Raw genomic sequence first — 20,162 nt, forward strand, 5'->3', positions numbered from 1 at the left:
TTTTTATTTTTCACTAAAAATCACGGAATAAAGTCTTGCATTGTAGTCCTTTGCAGATTTGTAGGCAACATAAATCCCATAAATGTATGGTATGAGAAAAAACCAAAATGTTAGTAATATTATTATACCTTTCCCAACTTTTCCAAGATACATTTGTCCTGCTCCAGGTATTAAGGCACTAAGCAATACAGCAATTCCCACACTCTTCTTTTTCTGCTCATAATAGACAATTCTCTGTGTTTTATCCATATCCTTTACAAACTCTTTAATCTGCATAAATTCTGTTTCATCCACTCTATTACCCCCCATATTTTGAATTCTCTAATTATGACCATCTCAACTCCTTAAGTTTTTTATCAATCTCTGCCCTCCTCTCTGGTTTAGTATAAAATGTTGCCTCCAAATCATTCCAATCAACAGTATCTCTACCATCTTGCTTAATGTACTCCTTATCTAACAAACTTCTAATCCCAATTTTTACAACAGACTCATCATACTCAATATTTTGAGGTAAATCATTAAGATTTTTAATAATATCCCTTAAACTAACCCTGTGTGGACTTTCTCTAAGAATCTTTAATATTTTCAATTCCAAATCACTCAATCTCTTATTGGAATAAATCATTTCCCCATTTTTAAACACTATAAGCTCCCCATTCTTAAAAGGTTGCCAATTTTCATTAGTTAGTGGATTTGTGGCTATTATGAATCCTTCTTCTTTTGGATTTTTTATATCCCCTAAATTTACAGTATAATCTTCATCTATTAATTTAATTGGTTTATAGGGCGGCGTTCTCTTTAAGAAATATAAATTTCTCCTTCCTTCATAATCTTTATAAGCAAACAAATATTCCCCATCAGAAAACAGGCAATTAAATGGACCACAAGAGTTAATCTCATAAAGTATATCTAATAGAGCATCAAATCCCTCCCCGCCCCATTCAATTTTATTATTTTTAATTTGGGACAACAAATAGCAGAATGCATATTCTGAATCTGTTTCTCCGATTGGGTAGAATTCATCAAGTTCTAAATCCCAATAATCATATAAAGTGCCATTGTGGGCAAAAACTATTTCTTTATCACCTAATTTTCTAACAAATGGATGTGTATTGACATAAGACACTTTTCCAGCACTGGCTTTCCTTATATGGGCAATGAATATCTTTGATTTTATATTGATCCATCTAACACACTTGGCTAATAAAGCATCATTCATTTTAATTGGCTCTTTTATTACTCTAACAAACTCATCTGGATAGAATGCAATCCCCCAACCATTTGGGTGCATATTACTTCTCTGCTTAAAGCTATTCAGAGATAACCCAACATTAACTTTCTTATTAAAACAAATTCCCAATAATTCACACATATTTACCCCTCATAGTAGTCTTTATAATCCCCAGATTTTACTAAAGTTCCATAAGGTTCAGGATAAAAGTATAGCCAAGCCTCTATCTCTTCCCCATTTTCTAAGATTATTGGGACTTTCTTCCTTTTATAGTGGTAAGGATGTCCTTCAAGAGCATCTATCCTTTCTAAGGTCTCTTCATCAACCTCATACACCTCCCCAACTATATGAGATACCTTTTCATCTTCCACAACATAGGGGATTATATCAGCATACATAGCATATTTTTCTTTAGTTTTTCCTTTTCCAATGAATTTGGAGTTTTTTAATAACCTATTGTTCCATAAGCCCCTCCTTAAAGTTCCATAAACAAAAACATATTCCATAATTTTCACCATTCTAAAATGTCAAAAATATATGGTGAAATATATAAAATATAATATTCACTATATTAGTAAGCTTACCATACTTACTATTCTTATTATTCTTATTATTATTAATGTTAATTGTGGTGAAACAATGGATGAGGTAGGTAAAATCAGAGGAGGAGTTCATATAGCAGTTCAAGGATATGAAGTTGATAGAATCACTGAAGTTCCAATTAAAAGAAGGGCTGAAAAAGTTTATTTAATTTGTATGCCAGAGGAAGAAGATTCAGAAAGAGGAAAAGAATTTAAAAATATGATTATAGAAAGATTTGAGAAAAATAAAATTGATTATGAAATCCTTGAGGCTAATATATTTAATTTGGATGAAATTGCTAAGAAAATAAAATATGCAATAAATAAAGAAAGAAAGGAATTTGAAGAGGTTAAATTTTATATAAATGTCTCCTCTGGCTCTACAATTGGATGCATTGCTGGAATAACATGTGCAATGATTTTAAATAAAGAAAACTCAAAAATAATTCCATATTATGTAATTCCAAAAAAACTATTAGATAGTTTGAGTGATGAAGAATGTAAAAAGTTGAAGGAAGAATATAAATATCTCCCAAGAAGTTTTGGAGTTAAGAATGTATTATTAATTTATCCATTTAATATAAGCCTCCCAAGGGAAGAGTTGTTAATATTTTTAAAATTCATTAATAGGGCAGGAGATAGAGGATTAACTATAAAGGAGTTAAGCATCTTAACAAGGGAAGAATTTTTAGATGTAAATTTAAATAATGAAGAGAGTATAAGGAGATTAATTAAAGCCATTGAACATATAAACTCAAATCCTTCAAGAATTAGAATTGAGAGATATAAAAGAACTATTCAAAAATTATTAGAGATAGTTGGGGATGATAAAGAGGAGCTAAATAAGATTGTCAATTGGAGAAATAGAACAAAATTCTCAGAAAATAAAACTCCACAAAGTGATCTTGTCTGGGTTAATAAGAATGTTGTAGAAAAACTTAAGGAATTTGAGTTAATAGTGGATGAGAAAATAGGAAGGTCAAGATATATTAAAGTAAGTGAGAAAGGGAAAATGTTGCTAAATTATATTTAAATTATACACCATTACATCCTTTTTTTCTTTCAATAACTTTATTAAAGATTTTTGTAAATCTTGTGGCAAAAATTAAAATAATGTTAAAATAAAACCATCCAAATAAAAATGATATGAACAGTGGTTCTTATGGAAGTTACAAATAGAGCTGAATTAGTAGAATTGTTAGAAGTCAATATGAAAAGGAGCTATGAGGATATTTTGGACGATACAAAATTAGAACCAGAACAAAATATCCCAAAAACATACATTATAGAATCTAATTTAAATGTAAAATACTTAAAAAATTTGGGTATTCAAATAAAAAGTTTAGAGGATTACAGGCTGTATCATATAAAATTTGGAGAGGCAACATATTACTTAGATGCTATTGACGATAGATTTTGGATTTTTTATTCTTTACAGAAATCAGAAATTTCAGATAAATATATAAATAAATTAATATCTCCACTAAAGTCAAGATTGGATAATTTGTGGCTTCCAAATAGTATTTTAAAAAGTCTATTGGATAACTACACAATAAGAGGAGTTGCAACAAAGTTTATAGGTTCACCAGTGGTGGATGAAGAGTCCAACAGGTTGTCAATAGATAGTTTAGGTTATGAGGCATATGAATTAATAAAAGCAATAAATGAGATTTCAGAGGAGGATTTAAGAAATATTACAAACGAAAAAATAAAGAGATCATTAAAGAACTTATTAAAAGTAAAAAACTATCTAAGGTTATCAAAAGCTAAAATAAAATTTGAAGATGAAGAAAATGATGAATTTGTTTTAGAGGATGTATATTATTGGGGAAAATTCACAGTTAAAGGGAATGATATAAATAAACACTTCAAAATTGTCAATAGAGTCCTGGATGAATACAAAGATAAACTGAATTTAATTGAGAGTTCATTAATTGATATAGAGTCTGATAATATAGGGGATAAAACCCCATTATTATATGAATTTAAGAAGGATATTGAGGATTTAGAGGCCTTTGTAAGCTATCTAACCTCTTTAAAACAGCCATTTAAAATATTTGGCATTCCCATGAAAGTTGAGGAAGATATGTTCTATATTTCAGCAGTTGATTTGCACAATGGAGATAATTTCGATTTGGAAATAACTCCTTGGTGGATTAGGATGTATCTACCAAAGGGCTCCTGTGGTAATACTGCTTTAAGGTTGCTAACTAACTTACAACAAACCCACGATGCCAACACATACTTAGAGGTGGGTATTAATGAAGAAAAAATCAAATGATTTTATTGGTAGCGAACATATATACAAACTCCAATCAAAGCACACAAAGTTAGTAAACCTACTATTAAATCTTACCTGGCCAAATAAAAAGTTTCCTAACCCACTATATAAACTTGGCTATGAACCTAAAAAAGGTTATTGTATAGATGTGGAACTTCAATTAGATGAAAAAAGAATGGCAAATCCAGATATTATTCTAATAAATGAGAAAAAAGGGCACATTCTATTTTTTGAATGTAAATCTAACACTGTAAAAGAAGAGCAGGCCAATAGATACCAATTTTTAATAAGCAATCTCAATGATATTATTAACTTAAATATTAGAGAATTTCCTTTAAAAGAAAAACCGGGGGAGTTCGTAGGTGATGTGTCATACATCTCATTTGATGACTTGACAAACAATCCTATTTTAAAAAAATTTAATGAATTTCAAATTTTAAAAGTTGATGCTAAAGAACAGAACGGAAAAATTGAGAAAATAAAAAGAATTGTATTAAAAAGGGGAAAATATAAGGTAAATGAATTAAATGATATATTTCCTATTGAAATAGATGATAAACATAAACCTTCTTTTATAATGTATCCAATTGATATAAAAAATGGTCATGAATACATAATATTGGAAATGTATATTTTAAATGCTTTAATAACTTTAGCAACGGCAGGGCATGAAATTCCTGAGGAAGGCATGATTTTTAGTGAAGATATTATCTTAAAAAAGGGCAATTATAAAATTAATGCTGATATTGCTGATATAGAAGAGATTAAAAACTTCTTTGAGGAACATAGAGATAAAATAAAAAATGTTGAAAGCTCTGATAGTATTGAAATTTTAGAAGATATTGTGATATGTAAAAAAGGAGAACCTTTAGAAAAATGGCATATTAAAGTTATTGATGTTTTTAATGTATGTATTGACATGAATAAGCTCGAAAAAAGGGGTTTTACCCCCGGTAAGTTATTAGACATCTTTAGACATAGGTTTGGATTAATTTCTTTAAATTATATGTATAGAAAAGATAAGAATATATTGTTAAAAAAAATAGAAGAAATTTTGAAAAGTATTATTTCTACTGATAAATTTGAAAAATTATTGGAATATGAAAAGCGTAAAAAGAAATCAATCTGGAAAATTAGAGTCATGAAAAATTCAAGACAAATAGAAGCTTTTAGATATAAATGTTTTGAAATAATTCAAACGAGAATTGAAAAAGCTTACACCAAGCAGATGACTTTGGATAAATTTTTAAATAAATAAAGGTTTTACTATTGATAATCTTTTGATAATTTTTATTTTATTATTTACTAACCTGTACTATGGTGATAACCTAATATATTTAATAATTTATTATTGACAATCTTTCTAACTTTCTAATTTAAGGTGAAATTATGTATTTGACAAAAGAAGAAGAAAAAATATTGGATGGGGAATATGGAGAAATCTTAAGGAGATGTATGAACTTATTAGTTTCTTTGGGGGACATTTATGGAGCTGAAAGATTAATTCCCATAACTTCATCCCAAATATCGGGAGTTTCATATAAAACTATTAAAGATGTTGGCTTAGAGTTTTTAGAGGATTTTGCTAAGGAGAATGTTAAAGTTAAGGTTCATTCAACATTAAATCCAGCAGGCATGGACTTGGATAAATGGAAAGAACTTGGAATTAAAGAAGAGTTTGCTGAAAAGCAGTTAAGAATAATAGATGCATTTAAAAAAATGGGAGTTGAGATTAGTTGCACTTGCACACCTTATTTAATAGGAAATCTTCCAAAATTTGGTGAGCATATAAGTTGGGCTGAGAGTTCTGCAGTCAGTTTTGCAAACTCTGTCTTAGGGGCTAAAACTAATAGAGAAGGGGGACCCAGTGCTTTAGCCTCTGCTATATTGGGAAAGACTCCTTACTATGGCTATCATTTAGATGAGAATAGGAAGGCAGAAGTTATGATAAAACTTGATGAAGAATTATTAAATTTATTAAAAAGTTTAAAATTTGGAGAGAGTTTTTATGGAGCTTTGGGCTATTTAATTGGAAAGATGGTAAAAAATGGAGTTCCATACTTTGAAAATTTATATAAATTAAATCCAAGTAATGACAATTTAAAAAGCTTAGGAGCAAGTATGGCAGCCAGTGGGGGAGTTGCCCTATATCACGCTAAAGAACTAACTGCTGAATGTAAAGTGAAAGAGGTTGTTGACGATAAAATTGAAAAGATATCCATTGGGATTGAAGAGATAAAGGAATCTTATGAAAAGTTAAATACAACCAACGATAAGCCAGATTTAATTTGCATTGGATGTCCTCACTGTAGTTTAATGGAAATTAAGGAGATAGCGGAATTTATAAAGAAACATGATATAAAATTAGATTGTGATTTCTGGATTTGCACATCTCTACATACGAAGGCGATATTGGATAGGATGGGCCATACAAGGATTATAGAAAAAGCTGGGGGGAGGGTAGTTAAAGATACATGCATGGTAGTGGCTCCAATTGAGGAAATAGGGTATAAAAAAGTTGCGACAAACTCTGGTAAAGCAGGGGTTTATTTGCCAAGTTTCTGTAAGAGTGAGGTTATTTATGGGGACATTAAAGATATTCTTAAAAATTAATCTACATGTCCTAATTTGTGATTAACTCTGAGAATTGCTATCTGTTGTTTATTAACAACGCCAGGAAATTCAATAACCCATGATATGTAATTGTCTCTACCATTAATATGCTTAGTTTAAAATACTCAGTTAAAACATACGGGGAGCCTTAATATTAAATTCTATATCTATTTTATGTGTTTTTGATTTATGGAGTTTTTAAAGACTTTTTTCCTAACTACACAAAGACATGTTACAAAACCGTAAAATATAAATATCAAATATTACCAATTATGGAAATCATAGTAATTAATAATATAAATTGTGATAAAATGGTGAATAATATTAAAGAAGAAATTAGAGCATACTGGGACTTTAGGAGTGATTCCTATGACAATTCTCCTGGCCATTCTGGTTTTGTAGATATTTGGAAAACTGTTTTATCTGAAATTTTTAAAAGGAAAATGAAGATCCTCGATGTTGGGTGTGGGACGGGTTTTTTATCTTTAATTTTGGCTGAGTTAGGGCATGAGGTTGTTGGAATTGATTTGTCTGAAGGAATGTTAAATAAAGCGAGAGAGAAAGCAAAGAATTTGGGATTGGATATCGAGTTTATGGTAGGAGATGCAGAAAACCTGCCCTTTGAAGATAATACCTTTGATGCTGTTGTTAATAGGCACCTGTTATGGACACTTCCAAATCCAGATAAGGCAATTATGGAATGGGCAAGGGTTGTAAAAAGAGGTGGTAAAGTTGTTGTCATAGATGGAAAATGGCGTAAAAATTCCTTCAATGAGTCATTAAGGACTATTTTTAGATATTTGGCAGTAGCGATCTATGAAAAAAGAAACCCCTTCCAAAATATGGGCTATAAAGAAGAAGTGGCTAAAATGCTGCCATTCAATGGAGGAACGGATGCTGAAAATATAGTCAAACTATTTAAAAATGCAAATTTGGATGAAATAAAGGTTAATGATTTAAGTTGGATTAAAGAAACCCAGAAGAAGAATTTGCCATTGTTATATAGATTAGCATGGGGAAACACCCATTATTATCTCGTTGAGGGTTTTAAAAAATAAAAAATAAAGATAAAACAAAAATCCCTGCCGATGAGGTCTTGTCAATTTTTGATGACCGAGGCGTGTATATATAAGATCTGAGGTGATTACATGAAAAAATTGGTGGTTATATTTTCTACTGCCATATTACTTATAGCAAGTTGTGTCATGATAGCAGGCTGTGTAGGTGAAAGTTCAACATCTAAAGCACCAGTAAATACTCAGGCACAAACTAACACAAATGAGAAATCCACCACCACTACTGAGCCACAATATAAAGATACTTTTGTCTTAGGATATGGAAAAGATCCAAGGCTAAAAGGAGGGCCATGGGGAATTGGTTTTTTCCCAAAGACTCATGTGCTTGAGAGATTGGTTGAATATGATATAAAAAATGATGATGTTATTCCTTCCTTAGCAGAAAGTTGGGAGATAAAAGATGGAGGAAAAACCATAATCTTCCATTTAAAGAAAGGGATAAAGTTCTCTGATGGTACTGATTTCAATGCATATGCTGTTAAATTCACAATAGATAGAATGATTGCAAGAGGGCACTCTTTAGCTCCAAAAGGAGCCGATGTTATTGATAACTATACAGTGGCTATTCACTTTGATAAACCAGGATTCTTTAACCTTGTAAAGATGGCAGAATTCCACTTGGGTATTATGTCTCCAACATCAGTTAAACCTGTTGGAGATCCAAATGGAACTTTAGTTAAGCCTATTGGAACTGGACCATTTAAAGTTGTTGATTATAAAGAGGATCAATATGCAACATTTGAGCCAAACATGTATTGGTATAAAGCAAGAGACACAACTCCTAAGTTTAAAAAGTTCATTCTGAAAGTTATACCTGATGAGAATACAAGAATTATGGCTTTGAGAAGTGGAGAAGTTGATGCTATCTCAGACTATGTGCATGGAGGGGCTGCATATACACCAAGAAACCAGTTAAGTGTATTGGAGAAAGAAGGATTTAAAGTATTTAAGGGAAATATTCCTCTAACATGGGTTATTGCATTCAACTATAAGAAAGCACCATTCAATGATTCAGAGTTAAGAAAGGTTGTTAGTTTGGCAATAAATAGAGATGAAATTGTGAAGATATTTGACAGACAAGTTAGGCCAGCGTGGAATGGAATGTTCCCACCAGAAGCTCCAGGGATGAAAGAAGCTGGAATCAAATATGAATACAATCCAGAGAAAGCTAAGGAAATATTAAAGAAAAAAGGATTATTAGGATTAAAGGTTAGAATCTTAGTTAATAAAAACCAGGAAGATCAAATACTTGTAGCTCAGTTAATACAACAGCAGTTAAAGAAAGCAGGATTTGACCCAGTATTGGATATAGTTGAGAGTGGGGTTTATCAGAAAAAGAGAGATGCCGGAGATTATGATATGAGGTTGTATTACATTGGAGGAACAGATAGAAGATTTTACTTAAGGTTATACTGGAGATTCTATCCAGGAGGAAAATGGGATGCATATGAAAGTGAGAGAGTCTGTAGTTTATGTAAAGATATATTAGAAAATCCTGAAAACTTTGACAAAGAGAAAAGAAAACAGAAATTAATAGAATTCTATAAAGCTTTATATGATGAGATGGGAGTTGTTCCATTATACCATGATGTAATGACAGTTGTAGCAAGTCCAAATGTAGATGTAGATAAAGCCCACTTGTTCAGATTTGGTGAGCCAGTATTCTACTATGTTGGGGTTAGAAAATAACCCTTTTTAATTTTTTGGTGAAATCATGATCAGATATCTATCAAAAAGGATTTTACATGCAATAATAACTATTTTAGGAATTTCATTAATCTCTTTTTCTTTACTTTATATATTCCCTGGAGATCCTGTGGAGTTGGTAATAAGAGTAAATACTGGAATGGAGCCAACACCAGAGATGATAGAGAAATATAAACATGAATTTGGTTTGGATAAACCAATCTATATTCAATACATTAACTGGCTTTCACATGCTATCAGAGGAGATTTTGGAACCTCTTGGAGCACAGGAGAGCCAGTTATGAAAGTTATATTAGATAGATTACCAGCCTCTATGCAGTTATTCTTTCCAACATTCATTTTATCTATAACTTTTGCTATTGTTCTTGGCATCCTATCGGCAATTTATAAAGATAGATTTGTTGATAATTTTTGCAGGATAATCTCAATTATTGGGATAAGTATCCCACACTTTTGGTCAGGATTAATACTCATTTGGATCTTTGCAGTTTGTTTAAAAATACTCCCAGCATTTGGTTATGGAACTTTGAAGCATATGATTCTCCCAGTTTTAACATGGACTTTATCTTTTATGGCTATTAAAACAAGGTTTGTCAGATCTACTTTATTGGAAGTAATGGGTGAAGATTATATAACAACTGCAAGGGCTAAAGGTTTGTCAGATAAGGATGTTGTTATAAAACATGCATTTAGGAATGCATTAATTCCAATAATTACATATTTCTCTTTGAGTATTAGCCATCTTATTATAGGGGCTGTTGTTATAGAGGCATTATTTGCCTGGCCTGGTTTAGGATCATTACTTGTAAAATCTGTGTTTGAAAGAGACTTTCCCGTTGTTCAGGCTTTAGTGTTTATCAGTGGAGTTTTAATTGTAACTGTCAATTTAGTTGTTGATATCCTCTATGCCATTATTGATCCAAGGATAAGGTATGAGGGATAATTATGATCTTCAAAAACAAAAAATTCTTTTTTGGATTTTTAATTATATTTTCTATGATTATTTTAGGAATCTTAGCCCCAGTTATAGCCGAAGATCCTTACAAAACAGACATGCTTAAAAGATTGTCTCCACCATCCTTAGAGCATCCTTTTGGAACAGATCAGCTTGGAAGGGACATATTTTCAAGGGTTATTTATGGAGCAAGGGTAACTTTACTAGTTTCATTTGCTGTATCTTTACTCTCTCTAACCATAGGTAGCCTAATTGGAGCTTTAAGTGGATACTTTGGTGGAGTTATAGATGACATACTTAGCAGGATCACTGATATCTTCTTATCAATCCCTGAAATTGTGTTAAACATAGCTATGGTTGGAGTCTTGTCAGTATCTTTGAACCTAAGTTCATCAATATTTATTGTGATCTTAGCCATTGTAATTACAAATTGGGTTACATATGCAAGGATTACAAGGGGTTTAGTTTTATCCTTAAAAGAGAGCGACTTTGTTCTTTTAGCAAAATCTTCTGGGGCAAATGATCTCTATATTTTATTGAAACATATCTTGCCAAATGCTTTATTACCAATTATAGTTTTAGTTACCTTGAATATTGGAAATGTTATCATGACAATATCAACCTTAGGATTCTTAGGTCTTGGAATTCAGCCACCAACACCTGAATGGGGGGCTATGCTAAACTCAGGAAAAAATTACATAATGACTTCTCCCTGGGTTGTAGTATTTCCTGGATTGGCTATAATGCTTGCAATCCTTGGATTTAATTTGATGGGCGATTGTCTGAGAGATATATTCGAACCTAAATCAAGGAGGTCTGTTTATGGGTAATCTTTTAGTTGTTAATGATTTGCACGTTGATTTTTTGCTTGGGGATATTAAAGTAAAAGCAGTTAATGGTGTAAATCTTGAAATAAAAGAAGGGGAAACACTATGCCTTATCGGAGAAAGTGGAAGTGGGAAATCAGTTTTAGGTCTATCGATATTGAAATTGTTACCAAGTAATGTGAATATTAGCGGTAGTATATTATTTAATAATAAAGATTTATTGAAATTGCCTGAAAAAGAATTAAGAAAAATTAGGGGAAAGGAAATAGCATGGGTTCCACAGAGTCCATCGACATCTTTAAATCCAGTATTAAAAGTGGGCTATCAAGTTGCAGAGCCTATGATGTTGCATCTTAATATGGATAAAAAAAGTGCATGGAGTAAGGCAGTTAATTTGTTGAACTTTTTTGGAATATATCCAGCAGATAAACGAGCAGAGGAATATCCACATCAGTTTAGTGGAGGAATGAGACAGAGAGCTCTGGTGGCAATGGGGACATCAACAAAACCAAAACTCATCATTGCAGATGAACCAACAAAAGGTGTGGATTTAATAAAAAAAGTAAATGTGGTTAAACTATTTGAGCAAATCAAAAGGAATAACGATAAGTTATCTTTGCTGTTAATCACTCATGATATTCCCTTTGCAAAAAAACTTGCCGATAGGGTTGGAGTTATGTACTGTGGTCAAGTGGTGGAAGTCAGCAATGCCGAAACTTTCTTTGATGAGCCTTTACATCCATACTCTAAGGCATTGATTAATGCCCTCCCTTCAAGAGGATTAAAACCTATTAAAGGTTCTCCTCCAAGCATGGTGAATCCACCAAAGGGATGCAAATTTCATCCAAGATGTGAGTTTGCAACAGAAAAATGTCGTAATGAGGAGCCACCATTTATTGAGTATAACGGCAATTTTGTGAGGTGTCACTTATATGATAAAAGGTAAAAACTTAACAAAAGTTTTTGAATCTGGAATATTTTCAAAACGCAAATTTATTGCGGTGGATAATGTTGATATTGAAATAAAAGAAGGGGAAACACTATGCCTTATCGGAGAAAGTGGAAGTGGGAAATCAACACTTGGCAAAATGCTTTTAAATTTAATTAAGCCCACCAATGGCGAGGTTATATTTAACAATTACAATATTACAAAAATGAAACAAACTGAGCTCCGAAAAATCAGAAGGTATATGCAGTTAATTCCTCAGTATCCAGATAGTGCATTAAATCCCAGATGGACAATAAAAAATAGCATTCTTGAACCTTTAAGGATTCACAAACTTATCGATAAAAATAACGAGCAGGAAAAACTGGAAGAACTTATAGAGACTGTCGGATTAAAGAAGGAGCACTTAGACAGATATCCACATGAGTTAAGCGGAGGGGAATTGCAAAGGGCAGTTATAGCAAGGGCAATATCATTGAAACCAAAGTTTATCGTATGTGATGAACCAACATCGATGTTGGATGTTTCGGTTCAGGCGTCAATTATTAATTTGCTACTAAATTTACAAAAAAAGTATAATATATCATATTTGTTTATTACTCATGATTTGGAAATAGCAAATATCGTTGGACAGAGATTTGCTGTGATGTATGGCGGACAGATACTTGAAGAAGGAAATAAAATCATGGATAAACCACTTCATCCATATACTGAACTACTTGTTAAATCAACTACTATGGATATTGAAAATATCAATGAATTACTGGATAAAACTGAAACTGAAATTAAAAAATCCAATAACAATAGAGGATGCAAATATTATCATCTCTGCCCATATCATGACGAAAAATGTTTAAAAGAAAATCCGCCAGTTGTTGAAGTCGATAAAAATAGAAAGGTTAGATGTTTCAGATATGTCTAAATTAATTTTTTATTTTTAACTAATAATATTTATATATAAATTTTGAATATTTTATAATAACTTTATTGTCATTTAGAAACATATAGTAACATTTATATATAGTTTATAATACATTATGGGTTACATATTTTAAGAAATTTAAGAAATTTTAAAAAGGTGATACTTTGAATATGAAGAGAATTGGAATTCTCCTATTATGTGGACTGCTTATATTCACAGTAGCGATGTGTGGATGCACTACAGCAACAGAAACCACTACACAACCACAAACTAATGCAAATACTAATACAAATACCCAAATACAGAATCAAATAAAACCGCAGGTATTGACATTAGGAGCTCAGAACGATTTCAAAGATTCGTTTGAAAGTAAAAGTTTAGTATTTGACACTTTGATGAAATACAATGATGACTTCTCCCCAAAACCAAATATTATAGAGAGTTGGGAAGTTTCAAAAGATAAGAAAACCTATATTCTCCATATTAGGAAAGGAGTTTATTTCACAAATGGAAAAGAGGCTAATGCCGATGTCGTTAAATTCTCACTTGAGTATTGGGCACCATACAGATACTGTAGATACATAAAATATCTTGATAGCATAGAAAAAATTGATAACTATACTTTAAAACTCAAATTTAAGGAACCTTATGCACCATTGTTAGAAGAACTTCCAAGAATATACTTAACTTTGCCAGAGACTGTAGATGATAAAGGAAATATCATAAAATGGATTGGAACTGGGCCATTCATATTAAAAGAATATCAAAAAGGCCAAAAAGCTGTTTTAGTAAGAAATGATAACTATTGGAACAAAGAAAAGATACCTAAAATTGAAAAAGTCATTTGGAAAGTGATCCCTGACGAGAATGCAAGAATCATGGCTCTAAAGAGTGGGGCTGTAGATGCAATTGGAGTGACAGAGCATTATTTATCAGTTCCTGCTCAGAGAATTCCGGAATTACAAAAAACGCCAGGATTAAAAGTAATGATTGCAGATAAGGGAACTATTGAAACATATTGTTTCAATTACAAAAAAGGACCGCTAACTGATAAAAGGGTTAGGCAGGCAATTGCCTATGCAATTGATAGAGAAGGAATATCTAAAAATTTATTCAATGGAATTCCACAACCAACAGGACATTTACTATTGCCAGAATTTAAGAACGGGCCAAAAAATGTTAAACCATACTACTACAACCCAGAAAAAGCTAAGCAACTCCTTGCAGAGGCAGGTTATAAAGACACAAATGGAGACGGCATATTAGAAGATAAAGATGGAAAGCCATTAAGATTAACATTAATAACAGGAAATACACAAATGGAAAGAGACACAGCGGTGTATATACAAAAAAACTTAAGAGACATTGGTATTGACCTAAATATTGTATGTTTGGAAAAGAAAGCAAGAAAAGAAAGAGCCAAAAAAGGAGATTGGGACATCTGTAGAACACATCCTTGGGTTGCTCCACCTGTTAGATACCTAAAATGGAGATGCATGGATGATGGATACGACAGTTTTGGGATTAAATTTGGAGTAAATGACAGAGTCAAGGAATTAATTAATATAATATACACTGGAAGTGATGAAGAAATTAAAAATGCATGGAATGAACTTTGGAAAATAGAATACGACTTTTGTCCAGCCACTGGGCTTTATGTTAGGCCAAGGGTGTTTGTCTTTAAAGACAATATAAAAGGATTTAGATTTGATCCAGATGTTGGATGTATTGATCTAAGTAATGTCACAATAGAATAATATTATTTATTCTTTTATCTTTTTTAGGGTGTGGTTTATGAAAGGCTTTATAATAAAGAGATTATTTTTAATCATCCCTACGGCGATAGCAGTTTCATTGATTTCATTTTCTTTGCTTTATTTCTCCCCTGGAAATGCTGCAGAGATTATATTAGAGCAAAAATCTCCAGACGCAGGGCCAAATAGTGAGCTTGTTAAAGAATATGAAAAAAAGCTTGGATTGGACAAACCATTTTATGAACTCTACTTAATTTGGCTTAGTAAAGTATTAAGAGGAGATTTTGGAACATCATTACAAAACGGAGAACCTGTTATTGATGAAATAATGGCAAGATTACCATATACACTCATGCTAATGTTAGGGGCTACTGTTGTTTATTTAATATTGGGAATTTTGATGGGTGTGTTATCTGCAGTTTATAAAGACAGTTTTATTGATAATATTGTTAGAGCTTATGCATCAATAAACATGTCTATACCAAACTTTTGGTTGGCATTATTGCTAATATGGATCTTTTCTGTAAAACTTAGAATCATTGATACTTTTGGATATAATGGGGTATATAGTTTAATCCTCCCTTCATTGGCATTAGGATTAGGAATGGCTGGATCATTGGCGAGGGTTTTGAGAGTCTCTATCCTTGAAGTGTTTAACAGTGATTATGTATTAACAGCAAGAGCCAAGGGGCTCTCAGAACGAATCATTATTCTTAAACATGTATTAAAGAATGCTTTTCTCCCAGTTATAACTTTGATAGGTATGAAAACCACGTATTTACTTGGTGGAAGTGTTATAGTTGAGAGTATTTTTGGATGGCCTGGGATAGGAAGTTATCTCATTGAAGCCATAAATGCAAAAGATTTTCCTGCAGTTTCAGGTACTGTCTTCATAATTGGAATTTTGGTTGTTATTGCAAATTTAATAGTTGATATATCCTATACAATCTTAGATCCAAGGATTAGGTATGGTTAAGAGCTCATGTTAAGGGGTCTAATATGAATAAAAGGTTTATTTTATCACTATCTATGGTTGTTTTAATATTCCTTGTCTCAATATTGTCTCCATATATTTTTAAAGATGTGAATAAAATAGACTTCACTGAAAAACTTCAAAAGCCAAGTTTAGAACATCCATTTGGGACGGATAATTTTGGTAGGGATTTATTTAAAAGAACATTATGTGGTTTGAGGATTTCTCTTATTCTTGCTGTTTGTATTGAGGCAATATCATTAATTATTGGAATATCTCTTGGATTGATAGCAGGGTACTATGGTGGAATTGTTGATGAAATAATTAGTAGAATTATAGATATAGTAATAGCATTTCCAAACATCATTTTTGCCTTGGCTATAGTCTCAATATTTGGGCAGAGTATGGTTGTGTTGGTTTTGGCTTTATCTTTATTAGGTTGGGCAAGTTATGCAAGAATCATAAGGGGAGAGGTTTTATCTTTAAAAGAGAGGGATTTTGTTACCCTAGCAAGAACCTCTGGAGGAAGTAATTTCTATATATTAATTAAGCACATCCTCCCAAATGCAATAATTCCAATAATCCCTCTTGCAACTCTAATGATTGGACATTCTGTATTATCTATAGCAGGCTTAAGTTTTCTTGGATTTGGAGTTCAGCCTCCAACTCCTGAATTAGGGCTTATGTTGAAAGAGTCTGTAACTTACATTGATACAGCCCCTTGGATGATGATCTTTCCAGGTTTGGTGTTATCGTTCTGTGTATTGATGTTTAATACTATTGGTGATGCATTAAGAGACATTTTAGACCCAAGAGAGAATAGAATTGAATAAAAAATAATAAAAATTGAAGTTATTATAATACTAAAATGGAAAGGTGATAAAATGAATATTAAGGAGTATATAAAATCAAGATGGAACGAACATGCAAAGAACTATGACAAAATTCCAGCCCACGGAGTGAATTCTGAAAAGGATAAGAAAGTTGTTAAAAATGCTTTAAAGGAGATACTTAAAAGGAAAATGAAGATCCTCGATGTTGGGTGTGGGACAGGTTTTTTATCTTTAATCTTGGCTGAGTTAGGGCATGAGGTTGTTGGAATTGATTTGTCTGAAGGAATGTTAAATAAAGCGAGAGAGAAAGCAAAGAATTTGGGATTGGATATCGAGTTTATGGTAGGGGATGCAGAAAACCTACCCTTTGAAGATAATACCTTTGATGCTATTGTGGAGAGGCATATATTATGGACGCTCCCAAATCCTAAGAAGGCAATTAAAGAATGGATGAGGGTTTTAAAAGATGGAGGAAAAATAATATTAATTGAAAGTGAGAGTAGAGGGGTTAATGTTGCCAAGCATCATTATGATGATGATAAGGTTATAAAAAATTTGCCTTTTTCAAATGGGTTAGATTTGGAAAGATTCAAAGAAATAGCAAATGAATGTAATTTGACATTTAAAGTAGAAACTCTAGACTGTGAGAAGATAAATTTAATGATTGTTTGTGAAAAAACCTGTTAATTTTCTTTATTTTATTGAAGTGAAGTATAATTAGGAAACTCTGAATATATTAATAATTTAGTAATAAACAATAAATATTATGTAATAATTTATGTTAAATTACATTAAAAATGTTAATAAGATAATTGGTGATTTAAGTGGAACCTTTGCAGGGTTGTAGAATGATTGGTGCCGTTAGGGCATTTAATGGAATACTTGATGGATATATAATACTTCACTCACCACCGGGATGTCACTCTGGTGTGATGATGTTGGAAGTTTTACAGGATAACAGTGATTGGAGAGTTGCAGTTTCTGGAATGCATCAAAGGGATTTGGTTTATGGTGCAGAGAACAAGTGTTTATTGGCAATAAAAAAGGTATATGAGACTATTAAACCAAATTTTATTGTTGTTATGGATTGCTGTTCATCTGGTATTTTAGGGGAAGATTTAGAAAGTGTTGTGAATATGGCAAAGAGGGAGATTGGCGAAGATATGGATATAATCTATTTTAGTGGAGCAGGATACCACAGTTTGGCGTATTTGGGTTATGAAGAAGCATTAAAATCATTAGTTCAATTTATGGAACAAAAAGAAACCATTCCAAACTCAATAAATTTAATTGGCATAAAAATAGATGATTTCAAAGCTAAGGAAGATATTGAAGAAATAAAAAGAATTTGTAGCAATGCAGGAGTTAATATAAATTCTATTTTAACCTGCGACACTTTCGATTCAATAAAGAATGCTCCAAATGCTGAATTAAATGTCGTCTTTGGAGATGGAATTAAATTGGCAGAATTAATGAAAAAGAAATTTGACATCCCATATGTTGTTGTTGATTATCCATATGGCTTAAATGGAACCTTGGAGTTTTTAAACTCGCTAAATGAGTATGTTAATGTTGATTTTAAGTTTGTTGAAGAGGAAAAGAAGAGGATAATCAAAACTGTTGAAAAGGTTCAGTTCTATTTAAAAGGATTCTACGGCATGAACTCCGCAGTAGTTGGAGATTATAAGGCATTTGGATTTGCCAAATTTTTGTCTGATGAGATTGGGTTTGACATTGATACCTTGGGAATTTCAAAATTTTACAATATCGACAGCAAAATAAAGGAAATTAAGCATATCGTGGAAAATGTTGTTATAGACGACAGAAAGGAACTGGAAGATAAAATTATGGAAAATGATATTGAGATACTGTTTGGTTCCAGTTATGAAAAGAAAATAGCACAAAATAAAAACATACCATTAATAAGGTTCTCCTATCCAGTGGTTGATGAAATATCTTTAAGTAATACTCCACTTGCTGGATTTAGGGGTGTTTCTGTAATTATTGAAAGAATTATAAATGAAATTATAAAAGCATAATGGGTGGCGATATGCAGTATAAAGAACAGAAAATAAGGATTTGTTCAAACCTTCCACTGCATAGGCAAAGCGGTATTCCTGGAAAGGTTTGTGGGGCTTTAAGGATTGCAAATCAAATAAAAGGATGTATCCCAATACTCCATTCACCAGTAGGCTGTGCATTTCAAAGGAAGATAAACACTTTTGCACCTTATGAGATAACCTATAATTTACCTTGCACAAATTTAACAGAGGTTGATACAGTTTATGGCGGTCATGAGAAATTGGTAGAAAAGATTTTAGAGGTTAATAAAAAATACCATCCTGAACTCATATTAATTATCTCAACATGTGCCCCAGATTTGATTGGAGAGGACTACGATATTACATTGGATGAAGTCAGAGATATGATTGATGCAAAAATTATATATGACACAGGAAATGCAAAGAGAGCTCCCGTTGGCATGCAAAGTGTATTATATTCATTAGCCACTCAGGTAATGGAGGAACAGGATAAAATTGAAAAAAGTCTGAATATCTGCAAACTTTCATACCATAGAACAGATTTAGTTGATGAATTTGTAGATATTTTGAAAGAGATGGGAGCTCATGTCAATGGAGTTTATTTCAACAACAACACCGTTGAAGATATAAAAAACATTCCAAGGGCTGAGCTCAATTTGGTAGATTTTCCAGCAGATTGGGTTTTGTATGTTGAGAAGAAATTTGGGACAAAATATCTTGTACCTCCCCGGCTGAAAATAGAGGACTCTCTAACAACCTTAAATGGATTTGCCAAATATTTGTATGCTATTGCTGATATCTTAGATTTAGATACTAATGTGATTGAAAAAAGAAAAAAGGAAGCAGATGAAAAACTTGAAAAATATAGGAATAAATTAAAAGGTAAAAAAATAGCAAGTGGATTTTCAGTTCATGGGGGAGCAATGCAAACATTGATTGAAGATGTAGGAATGGAATGCCCTGTTTTAATATTAAAAACTAGAAGAATGAGTTTAATGATGAAAGAAAATGCTATTAAGCATATATCCAATTCAATGATAAGATTTATTGAAAATCATCAAGGATATGCCCCAGAAGTATTGATAAATCCAACTACTGAGGAAGAAATAAAGGCAATGAAGGAACATGGTATTGAATTGTGCGTAGGTGGAATGGAAAATAACATGTTTGAATATTTAAGAAACGGCATAAAATTATTCGATATGAGGAGGATGATGCAGATATCAAAAATGGGTTTTAGCAATTCTATAAATATAGCAAGGGAGGCCTATAAAATCATCTCCAAAGAACCAAAATCACACTTACTATTGGGAAATATAGATTATTCAATGAAATATCCAAGTTTATCAAACTACTGGGCAAACATTGTTGATATATTCCAAACATGCTGGTATTGTGATTATAAGGACTGATCAAAATTA

General features: G+C 31.9%; 19 protein-coding genes. 16 read left to right on the forward strand and 3 right to left on the reverse strand.

The features are described 5' to 3' along the window. Nucleotides 1-3: 3 nt before the first annotated feature. From METIG_RS07090 to METIG_RS07100, 3 genes are read right to left on the reverse strand one after another with little or no spacing between them, the layout of a single operon-like run. Nucleotides 4-294, reverse strand: coding sequence for an NINE protein (locus METIG_RS07090; protein ID WP_245527600.1), 291 nt, complete (start codon nt 292-294; stop codon nt 4-6). A 31-nt stretch (nt 295-325) separates the two neighbouring features. Continuing rightward, entirely contained in the window at nt 326-1,372 is a 1,047-nt protein-coding gene (locus tag METIG_RS07095) for a class II glutamine amidotransferase (RefSeq protein ID WP_013799532.1), read from the reverse strand. 2 nt (nt 1,373-1,374) lie between these two features. After that, the gene (locus METIG_RS07100) at nt 1,375-1,737 is read right to left on the reverse strand and encodes a gamma-glutamylcyclotransferase family protein (protein WP_013799533.1); all 363 of its coding nucleotides are present in this window, start codon (nt 1,735-1,737) and stop codon (nt 1,375-1,377) included. A gap of 133 nt (nt 1,738-1,870) precedes the next feature. Between METIG_RS07100 and METIG_RS07105 the strand changes: the two genes are divergently transcribed. From METIG_RS07105 to METIG_RS07180, 16 genes are all read left to right on the forward strand, one after another. Then, nucleotides 1,871-2,845, forward strand: coding sequence for an HFX_2341 family transcriptional regulator domain-containing protein (locus METIG_RS07105; RefSeq protein WP_048055580.1), 975 nt, complete (start codon nt 1,871-1,873; stop codon nt 2,843-2,845). A gap of 129 nt (nt 2,846-2,974) precedes the next feature. Further along, nucleotides 2,975-4,093, forward strand: coding sequence for a hypothetical protein (locus METIG_RS07110; RefSeq protein ID WP_013799535.1), 1,119 nt, complete (start codon nt 2,975-2,977; stop codon nt 4,091-4,093). Beyond that, nucleotides 4,074-5,351, forward strand: a complete 1,278-nt coding sequence (locus tag METIG_RS07115) for a hypothetical protein (protein WP_013799536.1) — start codon at nt 4,074-4,076, stop codon at nt 5,349-5,351. Before METIG_RS07110 ends, METIG_RS07115 begins: the two co-directional genes overlap by 20 nt. A gap of 131 nt (nt 5,352-5,482) precedes the next feature. Next, a complete protein-coding gene (locus METIG_RS07120) occupies nt 5,483-6,706 on the forward strand; it encodes an aconitase X (protein WP_013799537.1) in 1,224 nt (407 codons plus the stop codon). 311 nt (nt 6,707-7,017) lie between these two features. Then, nucleotides 7,018-7,764, forward strand: coding sequence for a class I SAM-dependent methyltransferase (locus METIG_RS07125; protein ID WP_172632619.1), 747 nt, complete (start codon nt 7,018-7,020; stop codon nt 7,762-7,764). Nucleotides 7,765-7,854: 90 nt separating this feature from the next. After that, complete coding sequence (locus tag METIG_RS07130) at nt 7,855-9,471, forward strand: ABC transporter substrate-binding protein (RefSeq protein WP_013799539.1); 1,617 nt, start codon at nt 7,855-7,857, stop codon at nt 9,469-9,471. Between the two features lie 25 nt (nt 9,472-9,496). Continuing rightward, nucleotides 9,497-10,432 carry a nickel ABC transporter permease gene (gene nikB, locus METIG_RS07135; RefSeq protein WP_013799540.1) on the forward strand — a complete coding sequence of 312 codons (936 nt, stop codon included), beginning with the start codon at nt 9,497-9,499 and terminating at the stop codon, nt 10,430-10,432. 2 nt (nt 10,433-10,434) lie between these two features. Beyond that, nucleotides 10,435-11,274 carry a nickel transporter permease gene (gene nikC / locus METIG_RS07140; RefSeq protein WP_013799541.1) on the forward strand — a complete coding sequence of 280 codons (840 nt, stop codon included), beginning with the start codon at nt 10,435-10,437 and terminating at the stop codon, nt 11,272-11,274. Beyond that, a complete protein-coding gene (locus tag METIG_RS07145) occupies nt 11,267-12,217 on the forward strand; it encodes an ABC transporter ATP-binding protein (RefSeq protein WP_013799542.1) in 951 nt (316 codons plus the stop codon). Before nikC ends, METIG_RS07145 begins: the two co-directional genes overlap by 8 nt. Beyond that, complete coding sequence (locus METIG_RS07150; RefSeq protein WP_013799543.1) at nt 12,204-13,139, forward strand: ABC transporter ATP-binding protein; 936 nt, start codon at nt 12,204-12,206, stop codon at nt 13,137-13,139. The genes METIG_RS07145 and METIG_RS07150 overlap by 14 nt, the downstream gene beginning before the upstream one ends. 170 nt (nt 13,140-13,309) lie before the next feature. Further along, nucleotides 13,310-14,896, forward strand: a complete 1,587-nt coding sequence (locus tag METIG_RS07155; RefSeq protein ID WP_013799544.1) for an ABC transporter substrate-binding protein — start codon at nt 13,310-13,312, stop codon at nt 14,894-14,896. A 37-nt stretch (nt 14,897-14,933) separates the two neighbouring features. Continuing rightward, complete coding sequence (nikB, locus tag METIG_RS07160; RefSeq protein ID WP_013799545.1) at nt 14,934-15,869, forward strand: nickel ABC transporter permease; 936 nt, start codon at nt 14,934-14,936, stop codon at nt 15,867-15,869. A gap of 23 nt (nt 15,870-15,892) precedes the next feature. Next, on the forward strand, nt 15,893-16,699 hold the full coding sequence (locus tag METIG_RS07165; protein ID WP_013799546.1) for an ABC transporter permease: 807 nt from the start codon (nt 15,893-15,895) through the stop codon (nt 16,697-16,699). A 51-nt stretch (nt 16,700-16,750) separates the two neighbouring features. Beyond that, a complete protein-coding gene (locus tag METIG_RS07170) occupies nt 16,751-17,386 on the forward strand; it encodes a class I SAM-dependent methyltransferase (protein ID WP_013799547.1) in 636 nt (211 codons plus the stop codon). Between the two features lie 137 nt (nt 17,387-17,523). After that, nucleotides 17,524-18,738 (forward strand): nitrogenase component 1, encoded by a 1,215-nt coding sequence (locus tag METIG_RS07175; RefSeq protein WP_013799548.1) that lies wholly within the window; start codon nt 17,524-17,526, stop codon nt 18,736-18,738. An 11-nt stretch (nt 18,739-18,749) separates the two neighbouring features. Further along, nucleotides 18,750-20,153 carry a nitrogenase component 1 gene (locus METIG_RS07180; protein WP_013799549.1) on the forward strand — a complete coding sequence of 468 codons (1,404 nt, stop codon included), beginning with the start codon at nt 18,750-18,752 and terminating at the stop codon, nt 20,151-20,153. The last annotated feature ends 9 nt before the right edge of the window (nt 20,154-20,162 follow it).

The organism is Methanotorris igneus Kol 5 (assembly GCF_000214415.1).
GTDB classification, from domain to species: domain Archaea; phylum AGJL01; class Methanococci; order Methanococcales; family Methanococcaceae; genus Methanotorris; species Methanotorris igneus.

Coding starts and splice junctions, on each gene's coding strand:
- METIG_RS07095 (WP_013799532.1), bottom strand. CDS start 1,372: ATGTGTGAATTATTGGGAATTTGTTTTAATAAGAAAGTTAATGTTGGG.
- METIG_RS07100 (WP_013799533.1), bottom strand. CDS start 1,737: ATGGAATATGTTTTTGTTTATGGAACTTTAAGGAGGGGCTTATGGAAC.
- METIG_RS07105 (WP_048055580.1), top strand. CDS start 1,871: ATGGATGAGGTAGGTAAAATCAGAGGAGGAGTTCATATAGCAGTTCAA.
- METIG_RS07110 (WP_013799535.1), top strand. CDS start 2,975: ATGGAAGTTACAAATAGAGCTGAATTAGTAGAATTGTTAGAAGTCAAT.
- METIG_RS07115 (WP_013799536.1), top strand. CDS start 4,074: ATGAAGAAAAAATCAAATGATTTTATTGGTAGCGAACATATATACAAA.
- METIG_RS07120 (WP_013799537.1), top strand. CDS start 5,483: ATGTATTTGACAAAAGAAGAAGAAAAAATATTGGATGGGGAATATGGA.
- METIG_RS07125 (WP_172632619.1), top strand. CDS start 7,018: ATGGTGAATAATATTAAAGAAGAAATTAGAGCATACTGGGACTTTAGG.
- METIG_RS07130 (WP_013799539.1), top strand. CDS start 7,855: ATGAAAAAATTGGTGGTTATATTTTCTACTGCCATATTACTTATAGCA.
- nikB (WP_013799540.1), top strand. CDS start 9,497: ATGATCAGATATCTATCAAAAAGGATTTTACATGCAATAATAACTATT.
- nikC (WP_013799541.1), top strand. CDS start 10,435: ATGATCTTCAAAAACAAAAAATTCTTTTTTGGATTTTTAATTATATTT.
- METIG_RS07145 (WP_013799542.1), top strand. CDS start 11,267: ATGGGTAATCTTTTAGTTGTTAATGATTTGCACGTTGATTTTTTGCTT.
- METIG_RS07150 (WP_013799543.1), top strand. CDS start 12,204: ATGATAAAAGGTAAAAACTTAACAAAAGTTTTTGAATCTGGAATATTT.
- METIG_RS07155 (WP_013799544.1), top strand. CDS start 13,310: ATGAAGAGAATTGGAATTCTCCTATTATGTGGACTGCTTATATTCACA.
- nikB (WP_013799545.1), top strand. CDS start 14,934: ATGAAAGGCTTTATAATAAAGAGATTATTTTTAATCATCCCTACGGCG.
- METIG_RS07165 (WP_013799546.1), top strand. CDS start 15,893: ATGAATAAAAGGTTTATTTTATCACTATCTATGGTTGTTTTAATATTC.
- METIG_RS07170 (WP_013799547.1), top strand. CDS start 16,751: ATGAATATTAAGGAGTATATAAAATCAAGATGGAACGAACATGCAAAG.
- METIG_RS07180 (WP_013799549.1), top strand. CDS start 18,750: ATGCAGTATAAAGAACAGAAAATAAGGATTTGTTCAAACCTTCCACTG.